This window comes from Radiobacillus kanasensis, assembly GCF_021049245.1.
Classification (GTDB): Bacteria; Bacillota; Bacilli; order Bacillales; family Amphibacillaceae; genus Radiobacillus; species Radiobacillus kanasensis.
In genome coordinates this window covers 602,981-615,724 of the sequence record NZ_CP088020.1, presented here as the reverse complement: position 1 = coordinate 615,724, position 12,744 = coordinate 602,981, and the positions used below count along the sequence as shown (strand labels likewise).

The window sequence follows — 12,744 nt, the reverse complement described above, 5'->3', positions numbered from 1 at the left end:
TCTTATGATTTAATCACAGAGAATCCTTAAGCTTGATTTTATACTCAATTGTTAGAAACGGTAGGGAGAAAATAGTCATGCGATGTGTTGCTTTTAAGTACCTCTCCCCAACAGAAGAAACGAGAAAATGTTCTTGTAACGGTAATTTCATCACATTTTTCCCTAGACCCAAATAAATCCCTGCTTCAGAATTTCCCCTTCCATTGCTAGACAATTGAAGATGCTTATCTTCGACATTTAGCTTCAAAATACCAATCATTGTTGAAAATGGCAACGGCAAGGCAATATTCATATACGTCTCTTCCTTCGTTTTATGAAAAGAATAGAGCGCGACGAAAGCGGTTTGGTTTTTCACTTTACGAATCCACGCCCGAACGGATTGTCTTCCGTCTTCCGAATCATCTACCTTTACAATAGATCCTGTCATTTCTACTTCGTTAGACGAAATGGGCAGGTTAATCTGTTGGACAAATCTGCTGACAAACTTATAAAGAAAGGCAAACGGAAGAAACCAACGCCGCCAATACACACGTGCTGTTAATTGATAATCAAACGTTTGTTCATAAAATCTTCGAACCATAGAATCCAGTGATGCCAATTCATAGATATCCATGTTATCTACTAGCCCTCTCACTGTTTGAGTCGATTCTTCCAGCTTTCGTTTATTTTTCCAGCCTCTTATCTGACTGATAGGAAAGTCCCAGTCATGCTCTTTTGGAGCTGGTGTGTGAAGATACCAACCGAGCACCCCTAATCCTGCATACAGTAACCCATTCATGCCTCCATGAAACAGCAGCATAAACGAAATACTTACAGTAAAGAAACCTGTTAAATTTCCTACTGCATACAGAAGAGAAAATAGAATACTCACTCCTAATGCTATAAAGGAAGTTGGGATGACTACCTTCTGTATAGATTTCGGGAAAGGTGTTTGAATGACTAGATAAATACATCCGTAGATACCCACGATATAGACAAGTACAGAAACAACCTCTAGCAGTCTTGAAAAAGTTATTCCTATTGCTACTATCCATGGTGCCAAACAAGCAGTTACAGCAAAAAAGGCGTACATCCTTGATTTTTGGATCCGACCGATAAATCCGATAAAAACTGGAAAGAGAAACCCTGCATAGTGAAAATGGATGGCGGTTAACCACGTAATGATTGGAGAAAAACCTACATCTAAGTTTAACTCATACGCTAAAAACCATGCTCCGCCCACTGCGAGGTGAACCATCCCTACCTCCATCATGAACTCTTCCAAATCAATAAAACCACGCTGTAAAAATCGCTTTATCCCCGTCACACCAACGACAACCGTAAACAAAAGATAGATTGCTGCTAATAAGCCATCCCAATTCGTTTCATCCGTTAGTTGTAAAACAAATACAGAAAGGGATGCCACCATCATCAAGCGAACAATCCAAGGATGCTTTCCTCCTTGTTTCTCCAGAAGCATATGTAGAACAATGGGCACATACACAAGCTGAGCCAGTGTTAATAACACGTAATACCATGGATGCGCTCCGAAAAAGATTAGAATGAAAACAAGGAAAAGATTACAGATTGCGACTGTTCTTATTTTCATGTTGAACAAACTCCCCTTCATAAGCAAAAACACGTCCAATGATTGGATTTCTTACCGAAACATTAATCGTGTACACACCTTTTTCATCGTCATAGCCCTCTTTTACCGTAGCAATCCCTTGAAACATTTTAGGCAATGGAATCTCCTTTTTCCCGATTAACAGGCGCTGATTTTGGGAAGAGATCGTAATAGAACCCCTATCAGACACCACAAAAACTAAGTCCGAATAGACAACAGCAGACTCACCCAGGTAATCTTCGATAACACATCTCTCCGAATCTAAACGCATCACAGCATTAAAATAACGAGTCCTGCCAGGAAAATAGAAGGCACGTTCCCAATGAACCTGCTTTTCGTTAGTACGGTTTGTGATTATAAACGGAACGTTACAGCCTCGTTCTGGGAATAAAAGCTTTCGCTTCGCCGCAAGCCAAAAAAGTGGGGCTAGCCATCTTGGCCCACCTGTAATGACATGCATCGTCCCCTTTGCAACGAAGGTGGAGTCCGTTGTAAAACAATATCTTTTTTGAAGCATGGGATGTAGTCTATGAAAAGCCTCCCCCATTACATCACGGTATATAGACATGTAGAGTTCATCTCTTTCGTTTGCAGGATTTAGCGGTAGGAATATCAGAGCCCAACTTCAAACCGAACCAGGATAGAAGAATAAGAGTAAGATTAAAAGTCAAAGGACTAAAGGGATGGGACAGAACGGAAGGGTCTCCCCATATTGCCGCCAGTGTTAAGATAGGAAACAAGATAAGCTGCACGATGAATAAGGGCTTTTTCCTTCCCATGAAAACAAACAAAAGACCGAACAAGACCTCTGCCCAACCTATAACTCTTACTACGGAGCGGATGGATTCCTCTCCAAATGGTAATATCGTTTGCACCATTTGGAGTTCCGCTTCATCCATAAAGAAAAGTTTAGGAACCGCACCATGATACATCCAAATGAAAAGGAATAAAAAACTAATCATCCAAAAGCTCAAAAAACGAGTGTATTGGTGCTGGGGACTCTCCCCTTTTTCCATCCATCTCTTCAACACATCAAAGCTGAGAGCTGTCCCCCAACCCATAACGGGTCGAAACAGAAAGCGATCTACAAAAGCTCCTAGTCTCCCAAAGCTAGTTTGGTAGTTATATTCTGTTAGAAAAGTAATCGATTCACCGTCGGGAATGTATTTCCAATAGCCTCTTCCTTCCCGAATCGGGGAGATTGTTTGATCCGTTCCGAAGTGTAAGGAGGATGTTCTTGAGTCATCCTTTCCTTGGAAGCTACCGACACTTTTCCCCCACCCCTCTACCTGGAAAGGGCCAATTTTCGTTTGGTAAGAAAACTCCTGAGGCTTCCCCTCTTTTTTTGGCAGATAATAAATCTTGGAAAACCGCAAATCCCACTGCTCATGAAGCTCGGGGTTTTGTGTTGCTTCCCATAGCTTGTCCATTTCAGCCTGAATTGGAATTTCTACATAAATCGGTTTTCGTTTCATTTGCACGTCCCCCACATTTTGTCCTTTTCATTGTAACATAGGGGACAAAACAAAAAGGAGCAGGGGACCCACTCCTTAACTCTACTTTCTATGCAGTTGATGAACCGTATTTTTCATCGTTTCTATCACTGTTTTTTTATACCGTACCCCAATCATTAATACTTTCAACTGATCCATACGGGACAATTCACGAAACCTAGGCTCCTCCTTTAAAAAACTACGAATAATACTCCATCCACTCGGAATCATCGGATGATCTTCTCGTTCCACGTCCTTTCGTAGAATAGCTAGTAATTTCGATTTCCGCTTCTCAACATCTACTATACAAGGCGCGTAGGTTTGGTTTGTATGCTTTTTCAAATATTCCAACTGATTTTCCCCACCCAAAAGTGTGTAGCTGTCGTTCTTCTTATCCTTTTTAACGACTAACAGATGCATACAATCCAACATAAACATTCGTAAGCGTCGAATGCGTTCCGTAAGTTTTAATGATAAATCCGTTTTTATCTTACTTAATGGAATATATTCTACAGTGAATTTCATTAGCGATACCTCCTGTAGAAACCTTTCCACATTATATTGCCGAATGAATAGAATTATCCATTGAACACAGAAAAAAACAAGCCCCTCCTTGTCCTTATTGGGAAAGGGGGGCTTGAATGGATACTTTTCTTATTAGTTTCCAGCTCCTCGATATTTTGTTACTCCAACATTCCAAACGAGTACGGAGATACCGAAGAAAAGAAGGCCCATTACTGGTGTTAAAAATGCATACCCATACCAATCTTCTCTTCCTAAGAAATACGCAGACGGATATACCCCAACAAACGCAAATGGCAAAATCCACGTTAATACAAAGCGAATCACATTGTTGTATATATCCACCGGATAGCGTCCATAGTTCCCAATGTTGTACATCATTGGCATAATACTAGTGGGACTGTCCGACCAAAAGCTAATACTAGCGAGCAAAACGAAGATCCCTGCATATACAAAGACCCCACCCAAAACGAGTACTACAAACACGAATGGATCATACCAGGAAAAAGATAATCCTAACTGACTGGCGGAATAAAGCATAACCCCAATCCCGGTAAATACACCAAACAACGATTCCAATTCCATTCTCTCTAAAATGATTTGAAAGAGACTATGGATGGGGCGTGTTAGGATACGGTCCATTTCCCCTTTTACGATATACCGTTCGTTAAAATCCCAGATGTTAAAGAACGCTCCGAAAATTGCAAAAGGTACGAGGAAGAATCCATAAATGAAGATAATCTCATCCCTTGACCAGCCACCTAGTAGTTGCGTATGTCCAAACACGATTAAGATAAAAATTAAGTTTACCGCTTGAAAAAGTAGATCGGATAATATTTCAATGACCATATCTACCCGATAAGTAAGACGAGTTTTCATATACTGAGCAACATATTGAAAGAAGATAGACGTATATTTCATCCCTATCCCCCCTGTACGGTTAGTTGTTTTTTTGCTATTACCCACAGCACTTGAATAGGAATGATAAGTAATAAAGCCCATACCCCTTGGAATATCAGGGACTCCATCACTTCATTCCCTGTAAAGGATTCTGTGAAAATCATGCTTGGAATATAGCTGATTGCTTGAAACGGGAAGAAACCCATCGCGTCCTGTGCCCACATTGGAAAAAAGCTAATCGGAATGAGCAATCCAGAGAATAAGTCAATAACCACCCGCTTCGCTTGTATCAGTCCAGCATTATTAAAGAAGAAGAACGTTAAGACACCTGTAAGCAAATTAATCTGTGTATTAATGATAAAACTGAATATAATCGCTAATGCAAAGGAAAGCCATGTCGTAACGTCAACCGAAAATGTGATTGGAAAAATCAGAGCAACAATCAACATTCCTGGAACCGAGAAAAAGCTTAAGCGGAATATCCCTTCACCGAGTCCTTGCATCATTTTCATTAGCAAATAATGATAGGGGCGAATGAATTCCACCGCCACTTTTCCTTCCTTGATCTCTTGAGCAATTTCTCGATCAATATTGTTAAAATAGAAAGCTCGCGCCATCCAAGAGATAGCTACATAGGTCGTCATCTGCCCAACCGACATGCCTTCTATCGACCCTTTATCTCCATAAATTGCTGTCCAAAGAAAATAATACGCTCCGATATTAATACTATAAATAAGGATTCCACTATAATAGTTCGTTCGATAGGCAAGCATCATGAGAAACCGAACCCGAATCATTTCGATATATTTAGCCATGAACCTTACCTTCTTCATAAATATTTCGAATGATTTCCTCTGTAGAGATTTCGTGGATCTTAATATCAGAAATCTTGTGAGCCGCAACCACTCTCCCAATTACCTCTGAAATCACATGCTCCTGATTCACGACATTCGCTACCCAGACATTATCCCGGTTTCCTTTCGTCCATTCCGCTTCTAAATCGACAAATAAAGGATCCAACTTATCTTTGGACAGGTCGAAGTCAGCAAATTGAAATTCAATTTGTTTGCCTTCCGCCCAAGTGGATCGAAGCTTCGCTAGTAATCCATCATAAATAATCTGCCCTTCGTCTAGCATAATGACACGATCACATAGTGCCTCAATATCTGATAAATCATGGGTGGTAAGCAAAACTGTCGTTTGATATTTTTCATTGATCTCTTTTAAAAAATTACGAATCTTTAGCTTTACAAGTACATCTAAGCCAATCGTTGGTTCATCTAAAAATAAAAGGCTAGGGTTGTGTAATAACGCAGCAGCTAATTCACAACGCATTCGTTGACCAAGTGACAGCTTCCGGACAGGCTTGTCCAACAGTGGCGCAATATCTAAGGATTCAATAACGTGGTCCATATGCTGTCGGTACACTTCATCCGGGACGTTGTACACCTTTTTAAGGAGACGGAATGACTCCTGCACCGCAATATCCCACCAAAGCTGGGAACGTTGGCCAAACACAACTCCAATAGAACGGACGAATTTCTCCCGTTCCCGATGTGGATCCATTCCATTCACTCGCACTGTTCCGGAAGTAGGCGTTAATATACCTGTTAGCATTTTGATGCTCGTCGATTTCCCTGCCCCATTTTCCCCGATATAGCCGACCATTTCTCCTTTTTCGACGTTAAAGGAGATGTCTTTTACAGCTGGAACAACTTTATAATTTCTCGTAAACAAATCCCGAAAGGCGCCCTTTAATCCAGAACGGCTCGAATAGGATTTGAATTCTTTTCGTAAGTCGTTTACTTCTATAACATGGTTCATGATTTTTTCCTCCCATTAACACTGGATTAAGTGTACCGAAAAGACGTAATCGAGGCAATGTTCAAGCTTACGTAGTATGTAGAACCATTATTTGTAGCGCAGCCTATGCCCTGCATACAAAAAACCCTTTAAAATAGCTCTTTAAAGGGTTAATAAATGACTTTTCCATCTTTATTTTGGTTAACCATGCACAATACTAACGATTACTAATACCACGACACAAATGACATTTGGTAAAGCCAACCAAACAAAGTTAAACATCCATGTACTACGTTCTTTTCTCGCTTGTTTGGATTCTGCATGAAAGTTAGCCCTTACTTGATCACCATCCCCCATTGCACCCGTGAACAAACCTGCAATGATTAAAGGAATAACAGCTGCAACACCAGTGATTTGAAAGAGTAAGTATGCGTCTTGAAGTATAAAACAAATAATGAGAGCGGAGATCAGGATGAGCAAACCTATAAGAAAAAATTTATTCATAAAATCCCTCCCTTTCACACTATTGTATCATTTTTCCACCTTATAAGAGTCGAAAAAACCCACTACTTTTCTGATAGTGGGCTGTCTCATGCTAATTGATTATTGGTTAGATGATAATAAATGGTTGATATATCTCCACATTTCTAAATTACTTACTCGAAATGCTTTCCTCTTTAATCTCCAGAAAATCTTTCAGTTTTTCAAATTGTGCTTCGGCGTCCTTCCAGCCTAGTTCATACAACTTTACTAGTTTATTCTTATCCTTCTCCACACGGCCAACCGGCATAGAAACACTTGGTCTCATAACAAACACATTTCCACGGATCTCTTCTTCCTCCATATAATCCAATGTGTCATTATAGAGCTGGTAACGAGTTTCTATCCGCTCATTGATTTTTGGATGCTGCTTATATTTGAATAATGAAGACAATCTGCCAGGTGGGTTCTTAAAGTATCCGGCTGGTTTCGTTAGGACAACCACATTTTTATCGAAACCATCTTGTTGAGCCTTCTTAATAGGAATTGGGTCAACAATTCCTCCGTCCAATAGGGCTCGATCTTCAAAAGGTACAGCTGGAGCTACGAAGGGCAACGAGCTTGAAGCCCGAAGAATTTTTAACATATCTTCCCCATATCGATCCTTACCGTAGTAAACAGGTTCCCCTGTTTCACAATCCGTCGTACCAACAACGAGCTGTTCCGAACTTTTTAAAAATGCATCATAATCAAAAGGAACCAACTGATTCGGAATCTCATCAAAAATAAAGTCCATTCCGAAGAGCTCGCGTTTTCTTATAAAATTCCTCCAAGATAAATAACGCTTATCCCCAGCAAAGTCAATATTCACAGCACGATTTCGTCCCAATTGACGGGATAAATAAGAGGCCGCCATGCAAGCACCCGCTGATACCCCAATCACATATGGGAAATACAATCTCTGTTCCATAAAATACTCTAATACGCCTGCTGTATATACGCCGCGCATTCCACCGCCTTCTAATACAAGACCTGCTTCTTTCATTTTCGTATCCCTCTTTTTATCTATAGATGTCTATTGTTTATTTTACATTTTTAGTAAAAAAATAGACAAGAAAAAGCTCATCCATTTAATGAGCTTTTTTCCGAAGTTTATATTCTGATAAGGCGGAAGGGTTATTCTCCCCCTCCACCTCCGCCGCCATCTCCACCACCAAATCCTCCGTCAAAGGAGCTACCATTGTCGTGGGAGGAATCGGCGTCACCGAAAAAGAAAAAGGATGTATGACCGCTTCTCATTACATTATCACTTTTGGATCGTCTAGAAACTTTAAACGAAATAGCAAAAACAATTCCAATCATCAGAAGTACAAAAAAGATCATTCCCATTTTTATCACCTCTTACTAATAAGTACGTAACAGACATAGAAAAGTTTCGCAATTTTATGAATTTATAACAGGAATTGTTTGTCTCCATCGGTTTTGTCGTGCCTTTTGGACAAAATCTTTTTTCGCGGCATACGTTCGAATAACATCACGAATTTCTTCTGCCTGATAAACATCGTCTTTATTCTGACTTAAGGATTCATAACCGGAGCCACGTTGTAAGTAATCGGAAGAAGCAACTGAATACCAGCGTTCTTCTTCCAATGGTTCACCAGCAATAATCACATCCGTGATGGTTTGACCGTCATGAACAATCTCAGCCCCAGATACATGTAGGCGCCCCACAAATCGACCTCTAAAGCCAGGACCTCTCCCGTCCGCTAAGCAAATCTGCACATCTAACGATTGTTGCAAGGCTTCTTTTATATGTTTCCCTTTTACCTTAAATGAAGTTGGATTTAATGGAGATGGACAAATTTCAATTAACTTTTTATTCGAGACAAAATCGAATAGTCCAGCATTAACAATTCCGCTGTTCATTAATCCTATATCGCATTGAAGCATGTCCATTAATCCATCAGCAATGAGATTCGTAATTGGATTCTCTTCGATGATATCGTGCCAAAGGTAATCTTCAATATAGTAAAGTGGTTGACTAAGAACTTCTATAGCCTTTTGTTTGTTCACCGAAAGAATTCGTTTAATTTCTTCATCTTTTTCCACGGAGTCTGTTGGAAGTGTGCTAGATGCGATTAATTCAACTTTACCATCAATAATCTCTACTTCTACAACTCCAACATGCCCCGCCCACATTCCAGCACTGTTCATGATTGTTCCATTAACGATTTTCGCTTGTTCATAGAGTTGATGGTCATGTGCCGAAATAACAATATCAATATCTGGTATCTCTAAAGCTAGTTGGTTATCAAGTTCTGTTCCAATATGACTAAGTAGAATGCAAATATCATAGTTCCCTTCTTGCTTTTTCAATTCTTTTTGTAGTGCTTCTTTGTAGTTTTTAACATAAACTCCTAGACCATCATTAAATTCTTCAAGATCTGGTGAAGAACCCGTAATTAAAATTCTTAACCCATTCTTTTCTAAAATTACACTGGAATGTACACCTTTAATCTTCGATTGATCCTTTTTCAACAGATTATTACTAATAAAAGGAATTGGGCTCGTCGAAGCCATATGCTCTAAGGTGTCCATTCCATTAAACATTTCATTGTTTCCTATTGTTAGTGCATCATATCTTAGAGACTGAAGCAGCTCAATAGCAGCAATACCTCTTGTGCCTTGAAGTTCAATGCTTTTAAAATCTGCAAAGTCACCTGCGTCTAGGATTAAGGTATTGCCATCCGTGTGCTGCCGGATTAAGGTTGCTGCTCTCATATAGCTTTCAAAGCTACTATGTACGTCGTTTGTATGGATGATTTTTAGTTTCATGATTACACCTCGAGTCGTATTTTAAGTTAAATTAATTCCACATTAGTCTCTTAAATAACCTATTCGATATAGTTTATGATTTCCCTTTTTTAAGCAAAAAGTTGCATACGTTGGTCCAAAGCATTACGAAATACCCATAGGAAATTGTGTGGGAATTTATTAATATAAAATTGGTAGAAGTTTACACATTACGAGAGGAGGAATTTTCATGTCCATTATTAAAATCAGGCCAAGGTATATCAAACATGTGAATAATGACCTGCTTGACATTTATGCAAGATTAAATGATTTAAGTGCAGAATTACAAAGTTTGCAGTACTCCATCGACTGGGAAATAAGGTCTAGAAAAGGAATTGATTCTAGATTGAATGACAGTAATCATGATTTAAAAGAATTGGCTTCCTCCCTCAGACAACTATATTCCATGATTGATTATTCAATAGATAACTATATTCGCACTGAAAATTATTTAACAAGAAAAATTAATTTCACCTTAAACCAGTCAAAGTCACCCTCAAATGGTTTACAAGCAGGAAACGGGAATACGAATCGTGGTAAACATCCTGACGCCATCGACAGGATACTTAACTTCTTCGATTCTATTAACAAATCCATGAGTAAAGGAGATGCGCTATTAGTTGGTTCGCAGCTTGCCTCTGTCGTAACTTCCTCTTTCTTCAGCAGAGGGTTAATGGTCCATTACCGAAATGGAAAACCGTCCTTTCTTCGCAAGGTTCTTGGTAATTATGAGTTTAAGGTCACAGTTGATCGTTCTTGGAGAAACAACAGTCGCTATAGTAACAAAATTGCCAATAAGATTCATAGATTCATGACAATGACTCCAAGAAACGGAATGGAACGAGCTATTAAGTCCTTTTTAAATACATATAAGGATCCGGGAAGTCTTCTAAAACACCTTGCTGGTTTTCCTAAAAATTCACCATCTATTATGAAAGGAATCGATCTCTCTAATTCTTTTCAATCTAGAATTAAGACAGGTACGAAGGATGTTGCAGAGAAGATTGCAAATGCTCGAGGGTTTACTTCTGTCGCTAAGAAAATACCTATAGTAGGGGCAGGAATATCTATTACAGCAAATTTCAGTGAATTTTCAAAGGATTCAAATAAAGACCTTAATATAGGTGAGAAGACTGGAAGATTCTTTTCAGGAATTGTCTCGGATGCTGGGGCGATTGCGGTTGGAGCAAAGATAGGTGCAGTTGCTGGTGGTATCGGAGGGCCTGTTGGGGTAGTGGTTGGAGGAGCAGTTGGAGGATTAATTGGTGCTGCAGGTAGTATTTTGCTCGAAGATGAAGTTAAAGATGTTGGTGAAAAAATTGGTGGAGCAATCCAAGAAGGACTAACTAAAACATTTAGTTCTATAGAAAGTTGGTTCTCCTAAAAACGTCAAAGGAAAGGAATTATTGTATGTCTACAGAGGATGTAATTTATTATATTCAAGTATCTATCATTGCATATTTTTGTATTCAAATTGGATATACTTTATTAGTTTTTCTACTTGGTGATATCATGATTGACTATATTGAGTTAGGCATTTTCAGACCAGCTAACAATATTATTACCAAAACTATAACATTCATAACGATAGGACTTTTTGGATTGGGACCTTATTTAGACAAGAAGTTTAGGAAGTATTCTTGGATTAAACGAAAACTTCTTCTACTGATCTCAATCCCTATATTGTTTGTTCTAAGTGTAGTTATATACCAAGCTATTATGTTCCCAATCCGACACTTCTTTTTGTAATTAAAGAAGTGATTGTACTCTCAAGGAGGTAATATTACAAAATGTCTCCAGAAGAACTATTATATTGGATTCAAGTAATGCTATTTGCTGTTATGAGTGTTCAAATAGTTTATACTGTACTAGTTTTAATTCTAGGAGATATTATGATTGAACACATTGAGTTAGGAATAATCCGTCCAGCAAATAACATTTTCACTAAGACGGTAACAATAATTACGTTAAGCCTTTTTGGATTAGGGTACTATTTAGATGGAAAGTCAAGAAAATACTCTTGGATTAAACGAAAACTCCTTCTACTATTATCAATTCCAATATTAATTGTTATAAGTGTTATCATTTATCAAATTATCATGTTTCCACTTCGGAAAATCTTGTTGTAGCACTAAGAACAATTAGTTCTCAAAAAAGGATGTGTGTGACTTGAACTATGCTCTGACTTGTACAACAGCAGAACTAGGATTACTAATTACCTTTGCTGGGTATGAAGAAGTGGCTAAAAGTATTCTAGAGGTTTCTTTTGGGAAAAGAAGCAAAAAAGAATGGGGAGCGATGATGGAAGTTACTATCCCCCATTTAATCATGAGAGGATTATGGGACAAAGAAAAGGAAGATCAGGATGAGATTCCTATCCCTGATGAAGTAAATCAGTTTATTGATTCTTATGTTAACTCCAAATGGATGATACGCTGCTCAGATTTCCCAAATCAAGGCATCTTAATGATACACCATATCAATGAAGACACCTGGCTCTCCCATGTAGTAGATCGGAATATCATACATGAGTTTTCCTATATGAAACATGATGAAATTCCTAAGCTTATTGAAGACTACTATTCTTTTAAGAAAGAGCAGAAACATGATTCTCTGCAATTTAACATCACAGACAAAGCCTTTGATTTATTGAACAAACCGAACAACATGGGCAAAGTGTTTAAGATGAGCAACTTTAATGCCGATGAAGCAAGAGCCTTCGAACAATTCACTCAAGATTTAGAACACCAAAACTGGCAACTGGCCAATATCTCCTTCTTGAATATCCCAGACCTAGAAACAAGTCCATTATTAGAAAATATACTATTTTTTCTTCCTTCCAATGGAGGGGTGTGGATGGTAGAATATACCGATCATGACAAGACACCCGTGCACATCGAATTAAATTCGTATGATGACTGGAGAGGTGTACTTGGTGGGGTGGCTTTTGTTGCAAATCAAGAAGGACCTATAAAGGATTTAAAGAAGTTATTTAACGATTAAATAAAGTGTATAATATTTAGTTCTTCGTGTTTAACAATAGTAATGGAAATGGAGAATCTAGCACACCGCAATTTACTAAAGGAT

The 12,744-nt window shown here is 38.6% G+C and carries 14 protein-coding genes; 3 read left to right on the top strand and 11 right to left on the bottom strand.

Annotation, left to right across the window (positions count from 1 at the left end):
• Nucleotides 1-13 precede the first annotated feature (13 nt).
• From KO561_RS03195 to KO561_RS03145, 11 genes are all read right to left on the bottom strand, one after another.
• Nucleotides 14-1,588 carry a YndJ family protein gene (locus tag KO561_RS03195; RefSeq protein WP_231095710.1) on the bottom strand — a complete coding sequence of 525 codons (1,575 nt, stop codon included), beginning with the start codon at nucleotides 1,586-1,588 and terminating at the stop codon, nucleotides 14-16.
• Nucleotides 1,560-2,174, bottom strand: a complete 615-nt coding sequence (locus KO561_RS03190) for a DUF4166 domain-containing protein (RefSeq protein ID WP_231095709.1) — start codon at nucleotides 2,172-2,174, stop codon at nucleotides 1,560-1,562. The genes KO561_RS03195 and KO561_RS03190 overlap by 29 nt, the downstream gene beginning before the upstream one ends.
• Before the next feature lie 7 nt (nucleotides 2,175-2,181).
• Nucleotides 2,182-3,081, bottom strand: coding sequence for a DoxX-like family protein (locus KO561_RS03185; protein ID WP_231095708.1), 900 nt, complete (start codon nucleotides 3,079-3,081; stop codon nucleotides 2,182-2,184).
• Nucleotides 3,082-3,162: 81 nt separating this feature from the next.
• The gene (locus tag KO561_RS03180; RefSeq protein ID WP_231095707.1) at nucleotides 3,163-3,624 is read right to left on the bottom strand and encodes a hypothetical protein; all 462 of its coding nucleotides are present in this window, start codon (nucleotides 3,622-3,624) and stop codon (nucleotides 3,163-3,165) included.
• A gap of 132 nt (nucleotides 3,625-3,756) precedes the next feature.
• On the bottom strand, nucleotides 3,757-4,542 hold the full coding sequence (locus KO561_RS03175; protein WP_231095706.1) for an ABC transporter permease: 786 nt from the start codon (nucleotides 4,540-4,542) through the stop codon (nucleotides 3,757-3,759).
• 2 nt (nucleotides 4,543-4,544) lie between these two features.
• A complete protein-coding gene (locus KO561_RS03170) occupies nucleotides 4,545-5,336 on the bottom strand; it encodes an ABC transporter permease (protein WP_231095705.1) in 792 nt (263 codons plus the stop codon).
• Complete coding sequence (locus KO561_RS03165; RefSeq protein WP_231095704.1) at nucleotides 5,329-6,345, bottom strand: ABC transporter ATP-binding protein; 1,017 nt, start codon at nucleotides 6,343-6,345, stop codon at nucleotides 5,329-5,331. The genes KO561_RS03170 and KO561_RS03165 overlap by 8 nt, the downstream gene beginning before the upstream one ends.
• A gap of 180 nt (nucleotides 6,346-6,525) precedes the next feature.
• Entirely contained in the window at nucleotides 6,526-6,828 is a 303-nt protein-coding gene (locus tag KO561_RS03160; protein ID WP_231095703.1) for a DUF5316 domain-containing protein, read from the bottom strand.
• Between the two features lie 148 nt (nucleotides 6,829-6,976).
• On the bottom strand, nucleotides 6,977-7,849 hold the full coding sequence (locus tag KO561_RS03155) for a patatin-like phospholipase family protein (protein WP_231095702.1): 873 nt from the start codon (nucleotides 7,847-7,849) through the stop codon (nucleotides 6,977-6,979).
• 131 nt (nucleotides 7,850-7,980) lie between these two features.
• A complete protein-coding gene (locus tag KO561_RS03150) occupies nucleotides 7,981-8,193 on the bottom strand; it encodes a hypothetical protein (protein WP_231095701.1) in 213 nt (70 codons plus the stop codon).
• Nucleotides 8,194-8,247: 54 nt separating this feature from the next.
• Nucleotides 8,248-9,639: a bifunctional metallophosphatase/5'-nucleotidase gene (locus tag KO561_RS03145; protein ID WP_231095700.1), complete on the bottom strand. Its 1,392-nt coding sequence runs from the start codon at nucleotides 9,637-9,639 to the stop codon at nucleotides 8,248-8,250.
• A 208-nt stretch (nucleotides 9,640-9,847) separates the two neighbouring features.
• Here KO561_RS03145 and KO561_RS03140 point away from each other — a divergent pair, with 208 nt between their 5' ends.
• The 3 genes from KO561_RS03140 (at nucleotide 9,848) to KO561_RS03130 (ending at nucleotide 12,660) form a co-directional block, all read left to right on the top strand.
• Entirely contained in the window at nucleotides 9,848-11,041 is a 1,194-nt protein-coding gene (locus tag KO561_RS03140; RefSeq protein ID WP_231095699.1) for a hypothetical protein, read from the top strand.
• A gap of 406 nt (nucleotides 11,042-11,447) precedes the next feature.
• Nucleotides 11,448-11,786 carry a hypothetical protein gene (locus KO561_RS03135; protein WP_231095698.1) on the top strand — a complete coding sequence of 113 codons (339 nt, stop codon included), beginning with the start codon at nucleotides 11,448-11,450 and terminating at the stop codon, nucleotides 11,784-11,786.
• Between the two features lie 40 nt (nucleotides 11,787-11,826).
• Complete coding sequence (locus KO561_RS03130) at nucleotides 11,827-12,660, top strand: hypothetical protein (protein WP_231095697.1); 834 nt, start codon at nucleotides 11,827-11,829, stop codon at nucleotides 12,658-12,660.
• The last annotated feature ends 84 nt before the right edge of the window (nucleotides 12,661-12,744 follow it).